Source organism: Planotetraspora thailandica (genome assembly GCF_016863335.1).
GTDB classification, from domain to species: domain Bacteria; phylum Actinomycetota; class Actinomycetes; order Streptosporangiales; family Streptosporangiaceae; genus Planotetraspora; species Planotetraspora thailandica.
In genome coordinates, this window is record NZ_BOOR01000045.1 from 76288 (window position 1) to 99924 (window position 23637).

Sequence of the window (23637 nt, forward strand, 5' to 3'; positions counted from 1 at the left end):
CGAAGGCCAGGGCCGAGCGACCGGCGACATCGGGACCAAAGTCACGTTTGCCCGGTCAGGGCCGGGTCTGCGTGGGCTGCCAGCCGTTCGGCGGCAGCCGGTCGGCGGCCGCGGGCCCCCACCCGCCCCGCTCGTACGGCTCGGGCGGCGCCGTGGCGTCGAGGACGGGCCCCACGATGCGCCATTCCTCCTCCACGGTGTCCTGGCGGGCGAACAGGCGCTGATCACCGGACACCGCTGCGGCGAGGACCCGCTCGTAGGCGCTCTCCGAGAAGCCGAGCTCGGTCTCGAAGTCGACCGAGACCCGCACCGACCTGGCGCCGCACGCCTCCTGGGGGTCCCTGGCGAGCATTTCGAAGGTCACCCCGGCGTCGGGCTGCAGCCGGAACCGCACCACGTTGGGCGGGGGCCGGTCGGTGGCGCCGGACACGAACAGCACCCGGGGCGGCCTGTGGAACTCGACGGCGACCTCGGTGGCCGTCACGGCCAGCGCCTTGCCCGCCCTGATCAGGAACGGCACGTCGGCCCAGCGCCAGTTGTCGATCCACAGCCGCAGCGCCGTGTAGGTCTCGGTCACCGACCCGGCGGCCACGCCCGGCGTGCCGAGGTAGCCCTCGTACTGGCCCCGCACCATGTCGCCGGGATCGGCGGCCCGCACCGCGCTCAGCAGCCGGCGCTTCTCGTCGCGCTCGCCCTCGGCGGAGCCGTCGGACGGCGGGTCCATCGCGAGGTAGGCCAGCACCTGCAGGAGGTGGTTCTGCACGACGTCCCGCACGGTGCCGACCGCGTCGTAGAACGCCCCCCGGTCGGCCACGTCGAACGCCTCGGCCATGGTGATCTGCACGGAGGCGACGTGGGACCGGTTCCAGACGGGCTCGAGGATGCTGTTGGCCAGGCGGAAGACCATGAGGTTCTCCACCGCGTCCTTGCCGAGGAAGTGGTCGACCCGAAGCAGCCGTTCCTCGGGGAAGTGCCGGTGCAACTCCTCGTTGAGCCGCTCGGCGGAGGCGAGGTCGTGCCCGAAGGGCTTCTCCACCACCAGCCGGGCCTTCGCGGCCAGCCCTGCCGCGTCGAGTCCCTCGGCGATCGGGCCGAACAGGGACGGCGGGACCGCCAGGTAGTGCACCGCCAGGGCGTCGCCGCCGGCCTCGGTGATCGCCCGCCCGATCCTGTCGTAGGTGGCGGCGTCGGTCAGGTCGCCGCCGATGATGCCCAGCCGCGACGCCAGTTCGTCGAAGACGGCCTCGTCGACCCGCCCGTACGCGGCGGTCACGCTGTCGCGCGCGTGCCGCCGGAGCGCGTCGAGGTCCATCCGGCCGTGGTCGACGCCGATGACCGGCAGGTCGAGCGCCTTGCGCTGGGTGAGCCGGTACAACGCCGGGATGATCAACTTTTTGGCGAGGTCTCCGCCGATGCCGTACAGCACCAGGACCTGCCCCTGACGTGCGTTCATGGTTCCCCCCTTCGACCGTCCCCCGGGGGTACCTGTACCCACGGGAGGGGTCAGAAGGCGGTCTTGTCCAGCCAGCGGCCGAGCAGGTCGCGGTCGCCGAGCACCTCCAGGCGGCCGTCCCCGGGCGTTCGCCTGCCGTACAGCAGGAGCAGCAGGTCGCCCACCGGCCCGCGCACGGCGACGTCGCCCTTGGCGTGGCCGCGCGTCCAGGTGAAGGTGCCGGGCAGCAGGGTGATCGTCCACTCGCCCGGGAAGACATCTCCGTCCTGGCCGGTGGCGTGCATGTGGATCGTCTCCCCGGAGCCGCCCAGCTCGCTGAGGGGGCCGGCCGTCCATTCGGCCACGAGCAGGTTGGCGAGGAGCTCCTCGACGCCGTTGGCCGCGGTCGCGGGCTCCACGTACGGCTCCCGCCCGAGGGCGAGCTCCACGTCGGCGCGGTGCACCGTCGTCTCGTGGAGCATGCGCCGAGACCAGAAGCCCGAACCCTGCTCGGTGCCCCACGCCCACATGGGGGCGCCGGGGCCGGCCTCGCGCAGCGCGGCGACCAGGTCGGCGCCCCCTTCGGCGAGCCAGCCGGGGTAGTCGCCGGGGTCGGAGGGCAGGGCGACGGTGACGTCACGCGTCCACAGCGGCGTCTCGACCCGTTCCGCCACCATGTGCCGCGCCCACCGGTGGACGATCCCGAGGTGCCTCATCAGCTTCGCGAGGGTCCAGCCGGGGCAGCTCGGGACCGGGGCCGACGGGTCGCCGCCCCGGGTGGCCTCGACCAGCCGCCCGAGCTCCGCGTCGAGGAGGGCGCAGCGCTCCTCGTGGGACAGGCCCGTGTCGTTTCGATCACTCATGCGGCCTGAGCATAAGGTCAGCGCCCGCCGCCCGGAACGGACTCGTCCACGAGCAGCTCCAGGACAGGGATGGCCGCGTACAGCACCTCACGCTGCTCCGCGCTCAGGCGTTCCATGCGCTGGGAGAGCAGCGCGGACCGCTCCTTCCTGATCCTCACGAGCGACCGGCGGCCGGTCGCCGTGGTGGCGACCAGGAACGACCGGCCGTCGTCGGGGTCGGGCTCCTTGCCGATGAGCCCGGCCGCCGCCAGAGGCGTGATGGTGCGCGTCATCGACGGCGCGGACACGCCCTCCCGCGCCGCCAGTTCGCCCAGCCGGATCGGCCCGTGCTGCTCGATGCGCGCCAGCGCCGACAACTGGGCGAAGGTGAGGTCCTGGCTGCCGGACGCCTGCGCCATCTGGCGATGCAGCCGGGCGACGACCAGCCGGAGGCGGCCCACCGCCTCCGGATCGAGGCCGCCGTCCGCCGGTCGGGTGTGCTGCCCGGTCCGGTCGCCCATCGTTCCTCCGGCTCGTTATGCGACGCGCGCCGCGTCGGGTCGCTCCACGCTATCCGCCTCCGCGGAGGTCGCGGCACGCCCGCGGATGAGCGAGGCGCCCGCGGCCACGAGCGAGATCACGATGGCCAGCCAGAAGACGATCACCAGGCCGTCGTGGAACGGCCCCGCGATCAGGTGGGGGAAGAACTCCCGTCCGGTGAGGGTCTGCGCGTTGGCGGCCGGCAACTGGCCGAGGACCTGCGGCCCGAGCAGCGACTGGATGGGGTTGTATCCGAGGAACGCGGCGAACAGGGTGCCGACCGGCGGCAGCGCGGCGATCGCGTTCGCCGACGCGGCGGGCACACCCTGCGCGGTGAGGCCCGTGCTCAGCGTGTGCGGCAGGGAACTGGCCAGACCGGCCACCATCAGCGAGAAGAACACGCCGATCGACAACACCATGCCGGCGTTCTGGAAGGTGGCCCGCATGCCGGACGCGGCGCCGCGCGCCTCGGCGGGCACGGCCGACATGATGAGCGAGGTGTTCGGCGCCGCGTACAGGCCGCCGCTGAGGCCGTTGACGAAGATGAGGGCGGCGAAGGCCCAGTAGTTGAAGTCGGTCGGCAGGACCAGCAGGCCGAGGAAGGACACCGCCATGAGGACCAGGCCGCTCGCCGCGAACAGGCGCGCGCCGAACCGGTCGGACAGGGCTCCGGCCAGCGGCCCGGCGGCCAGGAAGCCGACCGTGAGCGGCAGCAGGTAGATGCCGGCCCACAGAGGGGTGTCCTCGTAGTTGTAGCCGTGCAGCGGCAGCCAGATGCCCTGCAACCAGATGATCAGCATGAACTGCAGCCCGCCGCGCCCGATCGATCCGAGCAGGGTCGCGGCGTTGCCGCCGGCGAAGACCGCGTTGCGGAAGAGCTTCAGCGGGAACATCGCGTCGGTGACCTTGGTCTCGATCACGCAGAAGGCCGCCAGCATGACCACGCCGCCGATGAGGCCGGCCAGGACCCACGGGTTCGTCCAGCCCATCGTGTGCCCGCCGTACGGCTGGATGCCGTAGGTGATGCCGGCGAGCAGCGCGGTGAGGCCGACGGCGAAGGTGACGTTGCCCCACCAGTCGATCTTCGCCGGGCGGCGCGTGCCGGTGTCGTGCAGTGAGCGGTAGGCCCAGATGGTGCCGATGATGCCGATGGGCACGTTGATCCAGAAGATGGACCGCCAGTTCCACTCGGCGAGCAGGCCGCCCAGCACGAGGCCGATGAAGGAGCCGGCGATGCCGGCCACGATGTTCACGCCGAGCGCCATGCCGCGCTGGCGAGAGGGGAACGCGTCGGTGATGATCGCCGCCGAGTTCGCCATCAGCATCGAGCCGCCGATCGCCTGCGCAACCCGCCAGCCGATCAGCCACAACGCGCCCGCGCCGGAGTGGTACGGATCCAGCGACAACGCGATCGACGTCAGCGTGAAGATCAGGAATCCGGCGTTGTAAATCTTGATCCGGCCGTAGATGTCGCCCAACCGGCCGAGGCTGACCACCAGGACCGCGCTGACCAGCATGTAGCCCATCAGCATCCACAGCAGGTAGCTGACGTTGCCGGGTTCCAGAGGGTCGAGCTGGATCCCGTTGAAGATCGCGGGCAGTGAGATCAGCACGATCGAGCTGTTGATCGTGGCGATCAGCGTTCCCAACGTCGTGTTGGACAACGCGACCCACTTGTAGTGCGGGTGATCGGACTGGATTCGGGGCGTACGCCGGCGCCCCGGCGTCGACTCGACCGTACCCTCGGCCGCCATCGGCGAGCTCCTTCGGCATCGATAGTTAACTTAGGTCAACTAACTATACGGGAGTGTCAGGTGTCGTCCAGGTTGGGCACCGGCTGGAGGGTTCGCGCTATTTCGGGGGAGTCGTTCGGCGCAGCGAAGGGTTTGTCGGCGAATGTTGGTGTTTCGCTCTGATGTCATTCACCGATCCGCGCAGAAGGCGTCTTGTCGTCCGGGATTGACGCCAGTAAAGTCCCGAACGGCCATTTCGGGCCGACTGAGGTATTCGCGTCACGACCTGATGCGGAACGTGCACGCGAGAGAGGCTCTGATGACCTGACCGCCGGACGGGCACCACACCACGTCCGTGCTGGTCTTCCCTCGTCGTGCTCAAGCCGAAGGCTTCCCGCGTGAGCCGGGGCCGCAGCCCGGTCTCCTGGCGCGAAGCGGTGCGCCCGCATGCCGTCGATTCGACAATTCTCCGAACGGAACACAACATGGGTTTCCCCGAACCGCCCAATATGGATAACCAGCCGCCCGCCGGATACCCCGGACAGCCGCCGGCCGGCTACCCGGGCCAGCCGCCGCAGGGGTATCCCGGGCAGCCGCCGTACGGCTACGCGCCGGCCCCCGCGCCGCAGACCACGAACGGGCAGTCCATCGCCGGGTTCGTCCTGTCGTTCCTCATCCCGCCGCTCGGGTTCATCTTCAGCATCGTCGGCCTCGTCGTGGGCGGCCGGCGCGGCCAGAAGGGCAAGGGGCTGGCGATCGCCGGAATCGTCATCTCACTGGTCGTCGGAGGCGTGGAGACGGCGGTCGTCGTCGCCGTGGCCGCCGCCGTCGGCAAGAACGCGGCGACCGTCTTCGACCCGGGCTGCACGCAGGGCAAGGCCGTCATCCTCAACGAGGCCGCGAAGCTGTCGTCCGACCCCGACACGCTGAAGACGCAGCTCACGTCCATCGTCTCCAAGCTCAAGGCCGCGGGTGCCGCGTCGAACAGCGACGAGGTCCAGAAGGCGATGAACACGCTGGCCACGGACTACGACGACCTGCTCAAGGCCCTCAACACCAAGTCCATGCCCCCCGCCGACATCGAGGCCAGGGTCACCAAGGACGCCACGGCGATCGACGAGCTGTGCACCATCGGCGGGGCCCAGCAGTAGGACGCTCACGAGGCGCGGGCCATGCGGCGGGCGAGGAGCGAGTCGCGGATCTCGCCCGCCCGCACCGCCGTCGTGGACAGGAGGGTCGAGGCGAGCCCGTGTGTGTGCTCGGTGGCCCCCTGAAGGTAGATGCCGGCCGTGACCCCCGGGGTGAGCTCCACCCGGTGGTCACGGCTGACCCGTACGGCGTCGCCGTCGTCGCGCACGCAGAGCTTGGCCGCCTCGCCGAGCAGCGTGCCGATGTCGTGGGGGCGGTAGCCGGTGGCGTGCACGATGAGGTCGCTGCTCAGCACCTCCCGCTCGCCGGTGGGGAGGAACTCGACGGTGACGTCCAGGCCGGCGCCGGACGGGCGCACGTCCCTCACGCGTGAGACGTTGAGGAAACCCTGTACCCGAACGCGTTCACCTACCACCGCGGCGAGCGCATCAGGGTCGTCTCCGCGGCGGTCTCGCGGGCACGCTACGGCGGCACCCCCGGTCGCGTGTTCATCCGCGAGGGCGACGGCGTGGTCGTCGCGGGAGCCGACGCGCGCAGCGGCAGGCGGCCCGGGCTCGTCATCCGGCGCGTGCGCACCGACGACGGCGCCGAGCACGCCGCCGCCGACTACTTCACGGCCATGGGCGGCTACCTCACCGCGCGGCCCTGACCTCACCTGTGCGCGGGTCCGTGCTGGGGGTATGGTGCCGGCCCAGCGGGATGACCAGCGGCGTGCCGTTGACCGGGTCGGGCATGACCTGGCAGCGCAGGCCGAAGACCTCCTCGACCAGCGGGGCGGTGACGACCCCGGCGGGCGCGCCCTCCGCGACGATCCGCCCCGACTTCATGGCGACGACGTGGTCGGCGTACCTGCACGCCTGGTTGAGGTCGTGCAGCACCATCACGACGGTGCGGCCCTCCCGCCGGTTGAGGTCGGTCACGAGGTCCAGCACGTCGACCTGGTGGGCCATGTCGAGATAGGTGGTCGGCTCGTCCAGGAGCAGCACCTCGGTGCCCTGGGCGAGGGCCAGCGCGATCCACGCGCGTTGCCGCTGCCCGCCGGACAGCTCGTCGACCGCCCGGTCGGCCAGAGCGATCATGCCCGTGGCCGCCAGCGCGTCGTGCACGGCCCGTTCGTCGGCCTGCGACCACTGCCGCCACCACGTCTGGTGCGGCGAGCGGCCCCGGCTGACCAGGTCGGCGACGGTGATGCCCTCCGGCGCCACGGGAGACTGCGGCAGGATGCCGAGGCGCCTGGCCAGCTCCCGTGTCCCGATGGTGTGCAGGGCCTTGCCGTCCAGCCGTACGGCTCCCGCGCGCGGGGCGAGGAGCCGGGCGAGCGCCCGCAGCAGGGTCGACTTGCCGCAGGCGTTGGCGCCCACGATGGCGGTGACACGGCCCGGCGGGACGACCAGGTCGAGGTCGTCCACGACGACCCGGTCGCCGTACGCGAGACGCAGCCCGCCTGCCCGGAGGTCGGGGCCGGTGGCCGACATGTGTGGGGTCGACATGTGTTCAGCCTCCTGAGCCCGCGCGGTTGGCGCGGATGAGCAGCCAGAGCAGGACGGGCGCCCCGAGGACGCCGGTGACGATCCCCACGGGTAGTTCGAGCCCGGGGATCAGCGTGCGTGCGACGAGGTCGGAGGCGAGCACGGCCAGCGCCCCGGTCAGCCCCGAGGCGACCAGGGGCGGCCACGCCGTGCCGGCCAGCCGCTGGGCGATCTGCGGCGCCGCCAGTGCCACGAACGCGATGGGCCCCGCCGCGGCGGTGGCGAAGGCGATGAGCCCGACGCTCGTCAGCAGCAGGGTCAACCGCACCCGCTGCACGGGGGTGCCGAGGCCGGTCGCCACGTCGTCGCCGAGCTGGAGCGTGCGCATCAGGCGGCCGAGCAGCAGCGCGGTGGGGGCGAGCACGGCCACCGCCACGGCCAGCGGGCCGGCCTGGGCCCAGTCGCGGCCGTTCAGGTTGCCCACGAGCCAGCCGAGTGCGGCCTGCGCCTCGAAACGCCCGCCCCTGGCGAGCAGGAAGTCGGTGGCGCTCGTGCACATCCACGAGACGCCGATGCCGACCAGGATGATGCGGTAGCCGGTGGTGCCGCGCCGCCAGGCGAGCAGGTAGACGAGCAGGGCGGTCGCCAAGGCGCCGAGCAGGCCCAGCGCCTGGGTGCTCAGGCCGCCGTCCCAGCCGAGCACGATCCCGGCGACCACCGCGGTGCCGGAGCCTTCGATGAGGCCGATCATGTCGGGGCTGGCCAGCGGGTTGCGGGTCATGGTCTGCAGCAGCGCGCCCGACAGGGCGAACGCGACGCCCGCCAGCAGTCCTGCCGCCGCGCGCGGCAGCCGCAACTCCCTGACGACCAGCAGCGTGCCCGGGTCGCCCGACCCGGCCAGCGCCTTCATCACGCCCGTCAGGCCGATCGGGTAGTCGCCGACGGAGACGCCCCAGCAGAAGACGAGGAAGGTGGCGGCGGCGAGGGCCGCGCAGACCGCGACCAGTCTCGGCCGCAGCACGCCCGACACGGGCGGCACGGCGAGGCGGAACGTGCGGAGCACGGGGAAGGGGGCGCTCATGTTCAGACCTCCGCGAGCCGCCGGCGGCGCACCAGGGCGATGAAGAACGGGCCACCGATGAAGGCGACCAGCACGCCCGCCTGGATCTCGGCCGGCCGGGCGACGACGCGCCCGGCGACGTCGGCGGCGATGACCAGGCAGGGGGCGAGCACGGCCGACAGCGGCAGCAGCCACCGATGGTCGGGGCCGATGCCGGCGCGCTGCGCCAGCACCCGCGCGACGTGCGGCACCACCAGCCCGACGAAGACGACGGGTCCGATGGCCACCACCGCGGCGCCGGTCAGCAGCGTGACCGCGGCCACGCCCGCCAGCCGTACGAGGCCGAGCCGCCGGCCGAGCGAGGCCGCCACGTCGTCGCCGAGGGCCAGGCTGTTGAGCGCGGGAGCGACGGCGAACGCGAGCACGGCGCCGGCCGCGATGAACGGCAGCACCTGGAGCACGACGGAGCCGTCCCGGTCGGCGAGCGACCCGGCCGACCAGAACCGGTAGCGGTCCAGCGCGTCCGGATCGGTCAGCACGACCGCGCTGGTCAGCGACGTCAGCAGGGCGGTGACCGCGACGCCGGCAAGCGCGAGCTTCACCGGCGTCTGCCCCGACCTGCCCAGGCCGCCGAGCACGTAGACGACCACACTCGCGACGAGTGCGCCCGCGAATGCGAACCAGATGGAGCCGTACAGCGACCCCGGCTGGAACACCGCGACCGACACCACGACGGCGAACGAGGCTCCCGCGCTGATGCCCAGAATGCCCGGGTCGGCGAGGGGGTTGCGGGTGAGCGCCTGCATGAGGGCCCCCGAGAGTCCGAGCGCCGCGCCCGCCGCGAGGCCGAGCGCGGTGCGCGGGACGCGCACCGACCAGACGACGTTCTCCACGCGGGCGCCGCCGCCGTGTCCCGCGAGCGCCCGCACGACCTCGGCGGGCGGAATGGTCAGCGCCCCGACGCCGATCGACAGCAGGCAGAGCACGAGAAGGACGACGGCGAGCGCGACCACGAGCATGACGGGACGTAACGCTCGAGGCCGCCGGCTCACTGGGCTGTCTCAGAGGCGGGCTGCTCCACCGGCGTGGCGGGATCGCCGTCCACGGCCGCCGCCAGCTGCGGCACCAGCCGGTCCAGCGTGTACGGCAGGCTCAGCACCGACACGAACGAGACGGCGTTGCCGTAGTCGCCCGTCTCCTTGACGTAGACCTCACGGCCCTGCTTGACCACGTTCAGGTCGCCGTACAGCTTCTCGGCGTGCAGCTTGGCCTCGTCCGTGGCCGGGTCGGACACGATCCACACGATCGCGTCGGTGTCGAGCAGGTCGGTGCGCTCCTTGCTGATGTTGGCGCCGAACTCGTCGCCGACGACCGCGTCCAGCCCGGCAGGCAGGGTGAACCCGAGCGAGGTGAGCACCCGCGAGCGGTTGTCCTGGCCGCCGTACACGAAGATCCCCTCGTACGGCGTGGCCATCACGGCGCTCGCCCCGGCGAACGCGGGATGCTCGGCCTTGGCGGCGGAGAAACGGGCCTCGACCCCGGCGACGAGCTCGGCCGCCTGGCTCGACTTGCCGAGCGCCTTGCCGATCGTCTCGGTCTGCTCCTGCCACGGAATGCCGTAGTCGGCGTGCTGGGAGGGCTGCGCCACCACGGGCGCGATCTTCGACAGCAGCTGGTACTGCTCCTTGGTGAGCCCGGAATACAGGGCGAGGATGAGGTCGGGCCGGAGCGCGGCGATCTTCTCGACCTGCGGGCCGGTGCCGGTGTCGGTCAACACGGTGGGCACAGAGGCGCCGCCCAGCTTGCCGGCGGCCCACGGGCCGATCGCGCCCTTGTACTTGCCGATCCACTCGGTGGTGGCGACCGGAACCTTGCCGAGCGCGAGCACCGCGTCCTGGTCGGTCAGGCCGACGGTGACGATGCGCTGCGGCTCGGCCGTGATCGTGGTCTCGCCGAACTTGTTCGGGATCGTCACCGGGAAGGCGGACGATCCGGAGGGCGAGCCCGGCGTGGCGGGACCGGAGCCGGCATCGGTGGTCGAGCCGGAGCCGCACGCGGCGACGGCGAAGAGCAGCGCGCAGGCCAGTGCCGTCGCGGTGCCTCGCAAGAAGCGGAACATCAAGGGGCCCTTCATATCGATGGTGGGGAAACGGGTGAGGAAACGGGGGGATCGGGAGGAGCCGACGCATGGGTGCGCGACCAGGCCTCCCAGAGGCTCGCGTAGGGGCCGCCGGCGGCCTTCAGCTCGTCGTGGCCGCCGCTCTCGACGATGCGGCCGGCGTCCATGACGACGACGCGGTCGGCGCTCTCCGCCTGGGTGAGGCGGTGCGCCACCACCAGCGCGGTGCGGCCCTCGACGGCCCGGCCGGCGGCGGACTCCAGGGTGCGGGCGCCCGTGCTGCCGGCCTCCGCGGTCGCCTCGTCGAGCACGGCCACGGGCGGGTCGGCCAGCACGAGCCGGGCGAGGGCCACCTGCTGCTCCTGCGCGGGGGTGAGCCGGTGGCCGCCTTCGCCGACGACCGTCCGCAGGCCTGCGGGCAGCGCCTCGGCCCAGGCGAGCGCGTCCACCCGGGCGAGGGCCTCCCGCAGTTCGTCGTCGGTGGCGCCGGGCCTGGCCAGCCGCAGGTCCTCGGCGAGCGGCCCGGCGAAGACGTGCACCTCCTGGGTGACCAGGGCGACCACGCGGTCCGCACGGTCGGCGCGTTCCCAGCCTGGGGAGGCGGCCAGCCGTACCGAACCGGTGGACGGCCGGTGCACCCCGGCGACGAGCGTGGCCAGGGTGGTCTTGCCCGCGCCGCTCGTCCCGACGAGGGCGACCCGCTCGCCGGGCCGCAGGGCGAGGTCGACGTCGTGCAGCACGGGCCGCCCCGGTTCGTAGGCGAACCCCAGCCCGCTCACCAGCACGGCCGGTCCCGCGCCGGAGACGGGAGTCGTGTCGGGTGCTGTGCCGGTCTCTGTGCCGGTCGCTGTGTCCGTCTCGGGAAGGGCGACACCGACGATGCGGGCGAGGCTCGCCCCCGCCGACTGGGCGTCGTCGAGCAGCACGAGCGCGGTGTTGACCGGCCCGAAAAGGCCGTGGAAGTACAACGCCGCAGCGGTCGCGGTGCCGATCGACGCGGAGCCCGAGCGCACCAGGAAGAACCCGGCGACCAGCACGGCCGCGAGGCCCGCGTACTCCGCGACGTGCAGGCGGCTGTAGAACCGCAGCACCAGCCGCACGCCGCGCATCGTCAGCTCGACCGCCGCCAGGGACAGGCGGGAGACTCGGCCGGCGTGCTCGTCTTCCAGCCGGAAGGCCCGCACGGTGGCGGCGCCGCCGATCGTGTCGAGCAACTGCTGCTGCTGGGCTCCGGCGGCCACCCGCTGCGCCGCGTAGAGCGGCACGGCCCTGCGGATGTACCACCGGGCGGTGTGCGCCTGGACGGGCACGGCGACCAGCGCGGCCAGCAGGAACCGCCAGTCGAGCAGGGCGAGCGCCCCCAGTGTGAGCACGATGGTCAGCACCGAGCGGGCCAGTTCGGGCAGGGCGGAGCGCACCGCGTCGGCGACCTGCGACACGTCCGCGGTCACGCGCGCGGTCAGGTCGCCGGAACCCGCCCGCTCGACCTGCTCCAGCGGCAGGCGCAGCGCGCGGTCGACGAAGCGCTCCCGCAGCCGGGAGAGCACCGTCTCCCCGAGCGTGGCGGTCAGCGCCAGCCCGAGCGTGGTGGCGGCGCCCTGGGCGAGCGCCACCAGTGCGAGCAGCGTCACCGGCCAGGTGAGCGCCGCCGCGCCGCCGTCCTGCGTGCCGCGCTCGGCGACCAGGTCGACGATCCGCCCGAGCAGCGGCTGGGTGGCCAGCCCGATCGCGGTCGCCGCGACCATCACGGCGAACGCGCCGAGCGCCAGGCGCCGGTGGGGCCGCAGCAGTTCCCGTACGGCAGAGCGGGTGCGCGCCGGGGTCGCGACGGGCAGCAGGTCGCGTGTGCTCATGCCAGCACCGCCGCCCGGTAGGCCGCGTGGCGGCGCAGGAGGTCGGCGTGTGTGGCCGTGTCGGCGATCCTGCCGCCGTCGAGCAGCGCCACCCGGTCGGCGACCGCGAGCAGGGCGGGGCTGGTGGTCACCAGGATGGTCGTGCGGCCCCGGCGCATCTCGCGGATTCCCGCCGCGATGCGGGCCTCGGTGACCGCGTCGACCGCCGTCGTCGGGTCGTGCACGACCAGTACGGCACGGCCGGCGGCCAGCGCCCGGGCCAGGGCGACCCGCTGGCGTTGCCCCCCGGACAGGGAACGCCCGCCCTCACTCACCGGCGTCTCGCCGCCCAGGGGGAGCGCCCCGGCGACCCCGGCCGCCGCCATCGCCCGGTCGGCCCGATCTTCGGCCCGATCTTCGGCACTGTCATCGGCACTGTCATCGGCACTGTCATCGGCGCTGGTGACGTTGCCGCGCACGGTGCCCGCGAACAGGTCGGCGTCGTGCCCGGCCACCAGCACGGCCGTGCGGACCTCCGCGGGGTCGAGGTCGTGCAGCGACACGCCGTCCAGCTCGACCACGCCGCCGTCCGGGTCGGCGCGCCGGTCGAGGCAGCGCAGCAGCGCGTCGGCGTCGGCGGGGTCGGTCGCGGCGACGCCGAGCACCTCGCCGGGTGCCACGTCCAGGTCGATCGCGCGCAGCGGGCCGTGGACGACCCCGCGCAGCCGCATCGCGCCCCGCACCGGCGCGGGCAGGCGGCCTGCGCCGGAGGCGACGTCGGGCGGGGCGGCCAGCACGGCGGCGACACGCGCCGCCGAGGCCCGGCCCTGTGCGAGCTCGGCGTTGACCCAGGAGAGCACCTCCAGCGGGCCGAGCAGGAACGAGGCGAGCCCCACGGCCGACACGAGCTGGCCGAGACTGACGTCGCCCTGCACGGCCAGCCGCCCGCCCACGAGCGCGACGGCGGCGATGAAGAGGCCGGTCAGCGCCAGCACCAGGCCGCTCTGCACCGCCTCGGCCCGGGCGGCGCGCAACGTGGCCGCAAGGGACTCGCCGCTGGTGATGCGGTAGCGCGTCACGGCCGCCGCCTCCGCGCCGATGCCCTTCAGCACCCGCAGCCCGGCCACGAGGTCGGCGGCGACGCCGGAGGAGTGCGCCGCCCGCTCCTGCTCGGCCTCGCTGCGCCGCTCCAGGGGCTTGCCGAGCAGGTGGCCGGCCCACAGGAGCACAGGAGTGCCGGCCAGCACGACCAGGCCCAGCGGAACCGAGATCAGCAGCAGCACCACCGCGCCGACCGCGAGCCCGGTGAGCGCGGACACGCCGGACATGACGGCCATGGCCACCGCGCCGACCCGCTTGGCGTCCTCGGTCGCGATCGAGGCCAGCGCGCCGGGCAGCCGCCCGTTCTCGGCGCCTCCGCGCGGATCGAGCACCCGGGCGACCAGCCGTACCCGCAGGTCGTGGGCGGCCTGCTCAGCGGCGCGCTCCCCGGCGCGCGCGCCGAAGCGGAAGCTGAACGACAACCCGGCGTAGACGACGGCGAGTACCGCGAGCCAGCCGGCGAGCGCGCCCGCGTCGCCTCCGGCGACCGCCTGGTCGATGAGCACACCGATGAGGACGGGCACGAGCGCCTCGCCGGCCTGGTGGCCGGCGCCCAGCGCCGCGCCGGCGGCGACGTCGCGCCGCTGACCTCTGATCGCCTGTCTCAGGACGTGACGTCCCGAGGGAGCCGCACCACCCACCCGCACCCCTCCACGCAAAACTTAGGTAAGGCTAGTCTAAGTAAGGTTTACCTCACTAGGCGGATCGGAGGAAGGGCACGGGCGGTTTTGAGCCGGCGTTGAGGATGGTCAGGTAGATCCGATGTATGGACCGGCCCGCCAAGGTGCTCGTCGTCGACGACGAGCCCAACATCCGCACATTGCTGGCGCAGACGCTCCGCCTGGTGTCCTTCGAGGTGAGGACCGCCGAGAGCGGGTCGCACGCGCTGACCGCGGTGAGGGAGTTCGAGCCCGACATCGTGGTGCTCGACGTGATGCTGCCCGACCTCGACGGGTTCGAGGTCGCCCGGCGGCTGGGGGAGGTGCCCGTGCTCTTCCTCACCGCGCGGGACGCCGTGGAGGATCGGGTCCAGGGGCTCAGCCTCGGGGCCGACGACTACGTCGCCAAGCCGTTCAGCCTCGAGGAGGTGGTGCTGCGGATCAAGGCGATCCTGCGCCGCAGCCGCGCGAGCGCGCCCCCCGACCGCGAGCTGCTGGCCTACGCCGACCTGGAACTGGACGCCGCCGCCCACGAGGTGCGGCGCGGCGGCATCCTCGTCGACCTGTCGCCGACCGAGTTCAACCTCCTGGCCTACCTGCTCGCCAACGCGGGCCTGGTGGTGAGCAAGGCCCAGATCCTCGACCAGGTGTGGCGCTACGACTTCGACGGCGACTCCAGCATCGTCGAGTCCTACGTCTACTACCTGCGCAAGAAGATCGACAGGTGGGATCCGCCGCTGATCCACACCGTGCGCGGAGTCGGCTACACCCTGCGCCTGCCGCGAAGGGACGAAACGTGAAGAGGCCGGCCCGCTGGACGCTCCGTACCCGGCTCGTGGTCGCCGCGGTGGCGCTGAGCGGCCTCGCGCTCGTGCTGGCCAACGTCGCGGGCCTCGCCCTGCTGCGCGGCTATCTCATGGACCGGCTCGACGACCAGCTCCGCGCCACCGTCGGCGCCGCCTCCGCGGCTCCGGTCCCCCGTCAGGCGCAGCAGATCCAGATCCCCAAGCTGCGGAGCAGTCCGGGGGAGTTCGTGCTGCCGGTCGACAAGAGCCTCGTCGCCCGGATCGTGGGCGACCGGGCGATCTACTTCTTCTCTGGGGATGGCAAGGTCACCAACGCGTTCCCCTCGGCCCCCGCCGACCGACCCGACATCGGTTCCTACGACCAGCTCCGCAAGGGCGAGCCGTACACGGTGCCGGGCACCGGCGACTCGTCGTGGCGCCTCATGGCGGTCGACCTCCCCGGCGGCGGCACGGTGGTGATGGCCTCGTCGCTGGCCGAGATCGAGGCCGTCCAGCGGTGGCTGCTCGCCATCGACGCCGGGGTCCTCGCGGTCATGCTGCTCCTGCTCGGCCTGGCCGCCGCCGCGCTCGTACGGCTCGGCATGCGCCCCCTGACCGCGATGGAGGCGACCGCCGGGCAGATCGCCGCGGGCGACTTCGGCCGGCGGGTGCCGGTCGACGACGCCCACACCGAGCCCGGGCGCCTGGGCATCGCGATGAACGTGATGCTCGACCGCGTCGAGCGGGAGATCGCGGCGCGGGCCGAGTCGGAGGCGGGCATGCGGCGCTTCCTCGCCGACGCCTCCCACGAACTGCGCACGCCGCTCACCTCGGTGCGGGGCTTCGCCGAGCTGTACCGCCGGGGAGGCACCCCGCCGGGGCCGCCCCTCGACGAGGCCATGCGCAGGATCGAGGACGAGGCCGGGCGCATGGGCGTGCTGGTCGACGACCTGCTCATGCTGGCCCGCCTCGACGAGGAACGGCCGATGGACTCCCGTCCCGTCGACCTGCTGGAGATCGCCGCCGACACGATCCGCGACGCCCGCGCCCGGGTGCCCGATCGGCAGGTACGGCTGGCCGGCCTGGGCTCCTCGCTGAGCCCCGTCGTGGTCGTGGGCGACGAGGCCCGGCTGCGGCAGGTCGCCGCCAATCTGGTCGCCAACGCGCTCGCGCACACCCCGCCTGAGGCGAAGGTCACGGTGAAGGTGGGCACCGGCACGGCCGCGGAGTCGCCGGACGCGGCCGTGGGCGAACCGCCTCCTGGGCTCATGGGGATCGTGGAGGTGGCCGACACCGGCCCGGGGATCACCCCCGGCCACGCCTCCCACGTCTTCGAGCGCCTCTACCGGGTCAGCGAGAGCCGTTCGCGCACCGAAGGCGGGGCCGGGCTCGGGCTCGCCATCGTGGCTGCGATCGTCCGGGCGCACGGCGGCCGGGTCGAGCTGACCACGAGCCCCGGGGAGGGCGCCGCATTCCGCGTCCTGCTGCCGCTCGGCTCGCACGACTTTGATGGAGCTCCGAGGTAGCTCCGGGCCCGCTCCGATCAGCGATCAGCAGCATCGGGGCCATGCGAAGAACTCTTGCGGGAACTCTTGTGGCGGTGGCGCTGCTCGCGCCTGCCGCCGGATGCGGACAGCAGGACCAGACCGGCGGCGGCGTCGCCTCGGTGAAGGGCACGTCGGCCGCCGCCCGGCCCAGCGCGTCCCCCTCGGCCGACCGAGAGGAACAGGGCAGGAAGTTCGCCCAGTGCATGCGGGACCACGGAGTGGACATGCCCGACCCGCAGGCCGACGCCAACGGCCGCATGAGCCTGCGCCTCGACTCCAAGGGCGGGACAGCGAAGATCGACGAGGCGATGAAGGCCTGCCAGAGTCTCAGCCCGTTCGGGGACAAGGGGCGCGCGCTCACACCCGAGCAGCAGGACCAGGCACGCGCGTTCGCCCAGTGCATGCGCGACAACGGGGTCGACATGCCCGACCCGGACTTCAGCGGCGGCACCGTCAAGATCGGCGGGCCCGGCATGAAGATCAATGCCGACGACCCGAAGTTCACCAAGGCGATGGAGGCGTGCCGGGACAAGATGACCGCGATCGGGGGCAAGCGGTGACCGTCGGCAAGGGCCGGGCGATCGCGGTCACCGGAGGCGTCGCCGTACTGGCCGCCGCCGTGTCCGCCACGGCGATCGGCGTCGGCGGCCGGAGCGGCACCGCCGTCGCCGAGCGCACCCCACCCGCCACCGCCACGGTCGAGCGCACCACGCTGACCGAGACCAAGCAGGTCGACGGCACCCTGGGGTACGGCGACACGGCCGCCGTCACCGGCCGGGGCCAGGGCACGATCACCTGGCTCCCGGACCCCGGCGCGACGATCACCCGGGGGCGCGCGGTCTACAGCGCCGACGCCGACCGGGTCCCCCTCCTGTACGGCACCCTGCCTCTCTATCGGGTCCTGACCACCGGGGTGGAGGGCCGCGACGTGCGGCAACTCGAGCAGAACCTCGCCAGGCTCGGATACGACGGGTTCACCGTGGACGACACGTTCACCTCCGCCACCCGCGCGGCGGTCGAGGCGTGGCAGGACGACCTCGGACTGCCCGAGACCGGCCGGGTCGCCCCCGGCGACGTCGTGGTGCACGACGGCCCGCTCCGGGTCGCCGAGGTCAAGGCGGCGCTCGGCGGGCAGGCGGCCGGGCCCGTCCTCACCATCACCGGAACCACCCGGGAGGTCACCGTCGCCCTCGACGTCGCCGACCGGCACATGGTGAAGAAGGGCACCAAGGCGAGCGTCGAGCTACCCGATGGCACCACGGTTCAGGGCACCGTGGCGAGCGTGGGCAAGGTCGCGACGCAGGCCACCGACGCCCAGGGGGAGACCGAGACCACCGTCGAGGTGATCGTCTCCGTGCGCGACGACGCCAAGCTCCGGTCGTACGACACCGCGCCGGTGGACGTCACGATCGTGTCCGCGAAGCGGGAGAACGTGCTGGCCGTGCCGGTCGCCGCGCTGCTCGCGCTCTCGGAGGGCGGGTACGGCGTGCAGGTCGAGGAGGGGCCGGCCACCCGCTACGTGGCGGTGGAGACCGGCATGTTCGCCGACGGAAAGGTCGAGGTGACCGGCGTGGACGAAGGCGCGACCGTGGTGGTGCCGAAGTGAGCGGGCAGGCGATCGTGGAGCTGGACGACGTCAGCAAGACCTACAACGGCGACGTGGCCGCCCTGCGCGGCGTCACCATGACCATCGGGCAGGGCGAGCTGGTCGCGATCGCGGGGCCGTCCGGCTCGGGCAAGTCGACCATGCTGAACATGATCGGCACCCTCGACCGGCCCAGCGGCGGCGCCGTCCGCATCGCCGGGCACGACGTCGCGACGCTGCCGGACCGGCAGCTGTCCGCGCTGCGGGCGACCACGATCGGCTTCGTCTTCCAGCAGTTCCACCTGGCCGCCGGGGTGCCGGTGCTGGACAACGTGGCCGACGGCCTGCTGTACGCGGGAGTGCCGATCAGAGAGCGGCGCAGGCGGGCCGAGCGCACGCTGCGCCAGGTCGGCCTCGGGCACCGGCTCGGCCACCGCCCGCACGAGCTGTCCGGCGGGGAGCGGCAGCGGGTGGCGATCGCCCGGGCCGTCGCCGGCGACCCGGCCCTGCTGCTGGCCGACGAGCCCACCGGCAACCTCGACTCCGCGTCGGGGTCGGGCGTGATGAGCCTGCTCCGCGAGCTTCACGAGGGCGGCACCACCGTGGTGGTCATCACACACGACCGGGACATCGCGGCCGGACTGCCCCGGCGGATCGAGATGCTCGACGGCCGCGTCGTCGCCGACTCCCGGGCGGAGGTGCCGGCATGACGGCGCTCGTGCCCGCCAGGCTCGGCCCTATCGACGTGGTCAGAGTCGGGGGAGCCGGCCTGCGCGCCCGGCCGCTGCGGGTGTTCCTGTCGGCCCTCGGCATCGCGATCGGCATCGCGGCCATGCTCAGTGTGGTCGGCATCTCCGCGTCCAGCCGGGAGGACCTGAACCGGCAGCTGTCGGCCCTCGGCACCAACCTGCTGACCGTGTCACCCGGCACGACCCTGTTCGGCGACTCCTCCCACCTGCCGGCCGAGGCGGAGAAGATGATCGGGCAGATCGGCCCTGTGGAGTCGGTGACCGCGACCGGCACCACCACCGCGAAGGTCTACCGCAACGACCGCATCCCGCAGGGCCAGAACGGCAGCATCGCGGTGCAGGCGGCCAGGCTCGACCTGCTCGGCGACGTCGGCGCGACGCTCGCGGACGGCACATGGCTCAACGAGGCCACCCACCGCTACCCGGCCGTGGTTCTGGGCGGCAGGGCAGCCGACCGGCTCGGGGTGGCGAAGGCGGGCCCCGACCAGCGGGTCTGGCTCGGCGGCCAGTGGTTCACCGTCGTCGGCGTGCTCGCCCCCGTGCCCCTGGCCCCCGAACTGGACACCTCGGCCCTGGTCGGCTGGCCCGTCGCGCAGGAGCGGCTCGGCTTCGACGGCTATCCGACCACGATCTACACCAGGGCCGCCGAGGACCAGGTGACCGGCGTGTGGAACGTGCTGGCCGCCACCGCCAATCCGCGCAACCCCAACGAGGTGGACGTCTCCCGGCCCTCCGACGCGCTGGCGGCCAAGCAGGCCACCGACGCGACCCTGAACGCGCTGCTGCTGGGCCTGGGCGGCGTCGCCCTGCTGGTGGGCGGGGTCGGCGTGGCCAACACCATGGTCATCTCCGTGCTCGAACGCCGGGCCGAGATCGGGCTGCGCCGGTCTCTGGGGGCCACCCGCGGCCAGATCAGGCTGCAGTTCCTCGTCGAGTCGCTGCTTCTTTCCGCCATCGGCGGAGCCGGCGGCGTGCTGCTCGGCATCGGTGTGACCGCCGCCTACGCCGCCTCCCGGGGCTGGCCGGCCACCATGCCCGCATGGGCGACCGCGGGCGGCATCCTGGCCACCCTGGTCATCGGGAGCGCGGCCGGCTTCTACCCCGCGGTCCGCGCCTCCCGCATGTCTCCGACGGAGGCGCTCGCCACCCCGTAACCGCCGTGCCGTACGGTCTTGAATCGCACGGCACGGCACAACATTAATAGTTTCGCCATATTTTTATATGAATCTACTTTGCGGGAAATTTTACAATAGGTTCGGCGCACCCATTCTTTATCGCCCATTTTGGATTTAACGTGGTCAGGGTGGACAGTGGAAAGCTTCTTGGTGAGTTCTTGCAGGCGCGCCGGAGACTGGTCACCCCCGATGACGTGGGGTTGAAGCACTCGGGCCGCCGCCGTACGCCTGGCCTGCGCAGGGAGGAAATGGCCTTTCTCGCAGGCGTCAGCACCGACTACTACAGCCGTCTCGAGCAGGGGCGCGAGCGCAATCCATCCGATCAGGTGCTCTCCGCGCTCTCCCGGGCTCTCGACCTCGACCCCGAAGCCGCACAACATCTTTACGAGCTGGCTCACCCGCGCACCCGGCGCGGGCAATATTCCAGCCGTAAAGAACAGGTCAGCCCGACCCTGCTCCGCCTGCTGCGCGGATGGGACCACACCCCGGCACTGGTGCTCGGCCGGTGGATGGACGTCCTGGCGACCAACGCGATCGCCGACGCGCTCTACGACGGAATGGATCTGAAGGACAACCTGATCCGGATGGTCTTCCTCAACCCCGCGTCACGCGGGTTCTACTCCGACTGGGACAAGATCGCCTACCTCAAGGCGGCCCACCTGCGCGCCGTCGCGGGGACGGACCCCGAGGACCCGTTCCTGCCCGAACTGGTCGAGGAGCTGTCGTCGCAGAGCGACGAGTTCCGCCGCCTGTGGGCCCGGCACGACGTGCAGTTCAAGAAGCACGACTCCAAGCAGTTCCATCACCGCGACGTCGGCGACCTGACCCTCGTCTACGAGTCCTTCACTGTGAACAGCGCGCCCGGCCAGCAGCTCATGATCTTCCAGGCAGAGCCGGGCAGCGAGACGGAGATGTCGCTGTCCGTGCTGGCGGGGCTCAGCACGCTCAGCGCGAGCATGAAGGAACCCGTCATGTCCACACCCATGGCTGCGTCGGCGACGGTGCAGTCCCTGAACGTCCAGGGCGTGGCGACGCACGGAGTCGTGGCGCAGGACGCCCAGGCGCTCATGGACATGCGGCACCGCCGCCAGGCCTGGCGTCAGGACTGGTGACCCGCCTTAGCAGATAGGTGTCCATGATCCAGCCCTTGCGGGCGCGGGCGGCCGCCCGTTCCGAGCAGATGCGCTCGGCGACGTCGCCCGCGCGGCCCGCGATCAGGATCTCGTCAGGCGTCCCCAGGTAGGCGCCCCAGTAGATGTCGAACTCGGCGGCCTGCGCGATGTCCGCGAAGGCGCATCCCGAGTCGAGCATGACGACCACGTCGTCGGTCCCGTTCTCAAGAGCCTCGGCCAGTCGTCGGCCGGTGGTGATGAGGAGGGGCCTGCCGACCCGGGTCAGGCCGATGCGGTGGCGGGCCGCCAGCGCCGACACACTGCTGACGCCCGGAATAATCGTGTGATCGAACCGCACCCGGCCACGCGCCAGCACCTCCTCGATCACGGCGATCGTGCCGTCGTACAGGGCGGGGTCACCCCACACGAGGAACGCCCCCGTCTCGTCGTCGCCGAGTTCGCGTGCGATGAGCCGTTCGACGACGTCCGCCCTGCGTGAACGCCAATCATCCACCGCCGCCGTGTACGTGCTCATGTCGGCGTTGTCGTTGGTGTCGGTGGTGGTCCTGGCGGTGATGTCTGCCGCGGTGCTCTCGGTGCTGGCGGCGGTGTGCGCGTTGGTGCACGCGGTGGTGTTTGCGGTGGTGTTTGCTGTGGCGTTTGCCGCGGTGTTCGCGGTCGTGTCTGCTGCCGGGCCGCGGTCCCGCTCCGGATCGGGCACCTCCACCACCCGGTACGGCTCGCGCGCGTGGGAGGCGATGATCTCCCGTCGCAGCCCGGCGAGGTCGTCGGCCTCCCGGCCCTTGTCGAGCAGGAAGAACACGTCGGCCTTCGCGAGCGCGTCGATCGCCTGCACCGTGAGATGGCCGGGATCCCCGGCACCGATGCCGATGACGAGCACGTTCCTCATGACATGGTCCCCATGGTGGTGTTCGCTGCCGTCTGTCCGTTCTTTCTGTCCGCCGTCCGCCCCGGCCGCGTGACGCGGCGCGACCGGTCGGCGGCAGCCGATGATCGCAACGGCCGGGCAGCCCTGCTCGCATTGACGCGGCAATCTCCCGAGCGCGGGCTTACGTACGGCCCGACTCCGTTGATGCGCCGGTCTGGCGGATCGGCGGGTCGGTGAATCAGCGACATGGCGACCGGCGGGGGGCAGGCTGTGGCTCGGTGGCATTGTCGCAGGTGGCCGATGGAGTGATACTCGGCGGCCGGCATGTGTGACGAGCGCTGCCGCGCCTTCGCCGTCGGCAAATCGCGCGACCCCTGCTCGCATATCAGTCATGATCACTGTCAGACAGCGTTCTGATCTTCTTCGCGTCGCCTCCATGCCACTCCCGAGCGTCCTGAGACGTCTGTTGAAGATTCGATCGAACGGTGGATCCCTTTCGCCCGAGGCCATTGATCAAAGGCGCTCGTGACATCAGACGACGGCATTCCAATTGATCAAGGGCATATCTGCACCGGCTTCTCAGCCAGGTTTGCCTTTCCGGCTTTCGATCATTCGCCGTGCGCGAGATCCAGCATCGCCACTCCGGCATGGCCACGGGGCCGTGATCTCGCGTTGGCACGGCTAGCACGAGGGAGAACGTCACAGATCGCGCCGAGGCAGGGTGGAGACCGTCGCGACCGTAGCCGACGAGCGACATCGCGCCGTCCCCCTCGCTTGTGGTGTCTTCGCCGACGCCCTCCACGAGGGCGCCCACGTCGATTCCCCGTCCGCATCGATGGCTTCTATGCGTCGGTCTCTGTCAGTGCATGCCAGTTTGTGAGGGCGGGTCTCCGCTCCCGGGCGGCCCTGCGATGGTCGCTTGGGTGGTGGGTGTTCGGCGGTGTCGGGTTCGGTAGCGGGGGCCGGTATAGGCGAAGGCCCAGCGGTCTTTGCCCTCCCGGCGGCGTACGTAGCGTTCCGGATGCCGGTAGCGGTCGCGGTTGTGGTGCTGGCAGGCAGGGCCGAGAAGTTTGAGGTTGGTCAGCCCGCCCGCTACCCAGTTGTCGGCGTGGTCGATCTGGCACATGGTGGCCGGGAGCGGGCAGCCGTCGATCCAGCAGGTGCTGTATCGGGCGAAGACGGCTTTGCGCTGGGGGTTGGTGGCTAGTCGTACGGCGCGGCCCATGTCGAGGACTTGGCCGTCGGCGTCCATGACCAGGCGCATCAGCGTGGAGGTCCGGGCCAGCCGCGCTATGTCGGTCGGGGACAGCAGTTGGCCGGTGGCCAGCAACAACCCCGGCACCTTCCACCGCAACAATCGATCCCGCGCCTGATCTCCCGTGCCCGTCGTGGCTCCACCGTTGTGCGTGGTGGCGTCGCCTGCGTGTTCGGAGGAGGGGCGGTCAGTAGTGTCGCCCGCGCAGTTGGCACCGTCCGGGTCCACAGCGTCGTCGTCGATGTCGATGTCGATGTCGCCGGCATCGTCCGGGTCGGCAGTGTCGCCTGCGTCGCCGTCGGCGTAGTGGTCGGCGGTCTCGTCGCCTGCGTTGCCGTCCTGAGTGGGCGGGTCGGTGGGCAGGGTTTCGGCGTTGACCAGGACGAGTAGTTCGGTGGTGATCTTGTTGGCGAGCAGGTCGGCGAACGTGTCGGCGTTGCGCTGCCGCAACGTCCGGTCGTCGTTCTCAGCCTGGGGTTTGGCGTAGGCGTCCAGCAATGCCTTCAACCGGGCCGCGGACTCCTTGGGTAGCCGGAATTCGCCCTCCATGCCGCCGGCGTCGGTGGGCCGCACCTCCAGGAAGCGCTTGCGGTAGTCCTTCTCG

The 23637-nt window shown here is 72.1% G+C and carries 22 protein-coding genes; 9 read left to right on the top strand and 13 right to left on the bottom strand.

All coding sequences use genetic code 11. The features are described 5' to 3' along the window. Positions 1-55: 55 nt before the first annotated feature. The 4 genes from zwf to Pth03_RS27380 are packed head-to-tail and all read right to left on the bottom strand — an operon-like array spanning position 56 to position 4568. Positions 56-1453 (bottom strand): glucose-6-phosphate dehydrogenase, encoded by a 1398-nt coding sequence (gene zwf / locus Pth03_RS27365; protein WP_203947270.1) that lies wholly within the window; start codon positions 1451-1453, stop codon positions 56-58. 50 nt (positions 1454-1503) lie between these two features. Further along, positions 1504-2295 (bottom strand): maleylpyruvate isomerase family mycothiol-dependent enzyme, encoded by a 792-nt coding sequence (locus tag Pth03_RS27370; RefSeq protein ID WP_203947271.1) that lies wholly within the window; start codon positions 2293-2295, stop codon positions 1504-1506. A 17-nt stretch (positions 2296-2312) separates the two neighbouring features. Continuing rightward, complete coding sequence (locus tag Pth03_RS27375; RefSeq protein ID WP_203947272.1) at positions 2313-2795, bottom strand: MarR family winged helix-turn-helix transcriptional regulator; 483 nt, start codon at positions 2793-2795, stop codon at positions 2313-2315. Positions 2796-2810: 15 nt separating this feature from the next. Then, on the bottom strand, positions 2811-4568 hold the full coding sequence (locus Pth03_RS27380; RefSeq protein ID WP_203947273.1) for an MFS transporter: 1758 nt from the start codon (positions 4566-4568) through the stop codon (positions 2811-2813). 464 nt (positions 4569-5032) lie between these two features. Here Pth03_RS27380 and Pth03_RS27385 point away from each other — a divergent pair, with 464 nt between their 5' ends. Further along, positions 5033-5698 carry a hypothetical protein gene (locus Pth03_RS27385; protein ID WP_203947274.1) on the top strand — a complete coding sequence of 222 codons (666 nt, stop codon included), beginning with the start codon at positions 5033-5035 and terminating at the stop codon, positions 5696-5698. A gap of 5 nt (positions 5699-5703) precedes the next feature. Here the strand turns inward: Pth03_RS27385 and Pth03_RS27390 are convergent, their stop codons facing one another. After that, positions 5704-6063, bottom strand: a complete 360-nt coding sequence (locus Pth03_RS27390) for a hypothetical protein (RefSeq protein ID WP_203947275.1) — start codon at positions 6061-6063, stop codon at positions 5704-5706. 21 nt (positions 6064-6084) lie between these two features. On the opposite strand from Pth03_RS27390, the gene Pth03_RS27395 reads away from it, so the two are divergent. Continuing rightward, positions 6085-6345, top strand: coding sequence for a hypothetical protein (locus Pth03_RS27395; RefSeq protein ID WP_373318600.1), 261 nt, complete (start codon positions 6085-6087; stop codon positions 6343-6345). On the opposite strand, the gene Pth03_RS27400 is transcribed toward Pth03_RS27395, so the two are convergent. From Pth03_RS27400 to Pth03_RS27425, 6 genes are read right to left on the bottom strand one after another with little or no spacing between them, the layout of a single operon-like run. Further along, positions 6329-7186, bottom strand: coding sequence for an ABC transporter ATP-binding protein (locus Pth03_RS27400; protein WP_373318599.1), 858 nt, complete (start codon positions 7184-7186; stop codon positions 6329-6331). The genes Pth03_RS27395 and Pth03_RS27400 overlap by 17 nt on opposite strands. Positions 7187-7190: 4 nt before the next feature. Beyond that, positions 7191-8246, bottom strand: coding sequence for a FecCD family ABC transporter permease (locus Pth03_RS27405; protein WP_203947276.1), 1056 nt, complete (start codon positions 8244-8246; stop codon positions 7191-7193). Positions 8247-8248: 2 nt separating this feature from the next. Continuing rightward, positions 8249-9244 (bottom strand): FecCD family ABC transporter permease, encoded by a 996-nt coding sequence (locus tag Pth03_RS27410; RefSeq protein ID WP_203947277.1) that lies wholly within the window; start codon positions 9242-9244, stop codon positions 8249-8251. 29 nt (positions 9245-9273) lie between these two features. Further along, positions 9274-10344 carry an iron-siderophore ABC transporter substrate-binding protein gene (locus Pth03_RS27415; RefSeq protein WP_203947278.1) on the bottom strand — a complete coding sequence of 357 codons (1071 nt, stop codon included), beginning with the start codon at positions 10342-10344 and terminating at the stop codon, positions 9274-9276. 11 nt (positions 10345-10355) lie between these two features. Next, a complete protein-coding gene (locus tag Pth03_RS27420) occupies positions 10356-12197 on the bottom strand; it encodes an ABC transporter ATP-binding protein (RefSeq protein ID WP_203947279.1) in 1842 nt (613 codons plus the stop codon). Beyond that, positions 12194-13918: an ABC transporter transmembrane domain-containing protein gene (locus tag Pth03_RS27425; protein ID WP_203947280.1), complete on the bottom strand. Its 1725-nt coding sequence runs from the start codon at positions 13916-13918 to the stop codon at positions 12194-12196. Before Pth03_RS27425 ends, Pth03_RS27420 begins: the two co-directional genes overlap by 4 nt. Before the next feature lie 125 nt (positions 13919-14043). Between Pth03_RS27425 and Pth03_RS27430 the strand changes: the two genes are divergently transcribed. From Pth03_RS27430 to Pth03_RS27460, 7 genes are all read left to right on the top strand, one after another. Further along, complete coding sequence (locus tag Pth03_RS27430; RefSeq protein WP_203947281.1) at positions 14044-14736, top strand: response regulator transcription factor; 693 nt, start codon at positions 14044-14046, stop codon at positions 14734-14736. Then, complete coding sequence (locus tag Pth03_RS27435) at positions 14733-16247, top strand: sensor histidine kinase (RefSeq protein ID WP_203947282.1); 1515 nt, start codon at positions 14733-14735, stop codon at positions 16245-16247. Before Pth03_RS27430 ends, Pth03_RS27435 begins: the two co-directional genes overlap by 4 nt. Before the next feature lie 41 nt (positions 16248-16288). Then, positions 16289-16828 (top strand): hypothetical protein, encoded by a 540-nt coding sequence (locus tag Pth03_RS27440; protein ID WP_203947283.1) that lies wholly within the window; start codon positions 16289-16291, stop codon positions 16826-16828. Beyond that, complete coding sequence (locus Pth03_RS27445) at positions 16825-17874, top strand: peptidoglycan-binding protein (protein WP_203947284.1); 1050 nt, start codon at positions 16825-16827, stop codon at positions 17872-17874. Before Pth03_RS27440 ends, Pth03_RS27445 begins: the two co-directional genes overlap by 4 nt. After that, complete coding sequence (locus tag Pth03_RS27450) at positions 17871-18563, top strand: ABC transporter ATP-binding protein (protein ID WP_239119406.1); 693 nt, start codon at positions 17871-17873, stop codon at positions 18561-18563. Before Pth03_RS27445 ends, Pth03_RS27450 begins: the two co-directional genes overlap by 4 nt. Continuing rightward, complete coding sequence (locus Pth03_RS27455) at positions 18560-19756, top strand: ABC transporter permease (protein ID WP_203947285.1); 1197 nt, start codon at positions 18560-18562, stop codon at positions 19754-19756. Before Pth03_RS27450 ends, Pth03_RS27455 begins: the two co-directional genes overlap by 4 nt. A gap of 149 nt (positions 19757-19905) precedes the next feature. Next, positions 19906-20889: a helix-turn-helix domain-containing protein gene (locus tag Pth03_RS27460; RefSeq protein WP_203947286.1), complete on the top strand. Its 984-nt coding sequence runs from the start codon at positions 19906-19908 to the stop codon at positions 20887-20889. Here the strand turns inward: Pth03_RS27460 and cobF are convergent. After that, positions 20843-21799 carry a precorrin-6A synthase (deacetylating) gene (gene cobF, locus Pth03_RS27465; protein ID WP_203947287.1) on the bottom strand — a complete coding sequence of 319 codons (957 nt, stop codon included), beginning with the start codon at positions 21797-21799 and terminating at the stop codon, positions 20843-20845. The genes Pth03_RS27460 and cobF overlap by 47 nt on opposite strands. Before the next feature lie 838 nt (positions 21800-22637). Further along, the coding region (locus Pth03_RS27470) for an HNH endonuclease signature motif containing protein (protein WP_203947288.1) at positions 22638-23637 on the bottom strand (1000 nt) is incomplete at its 5' end.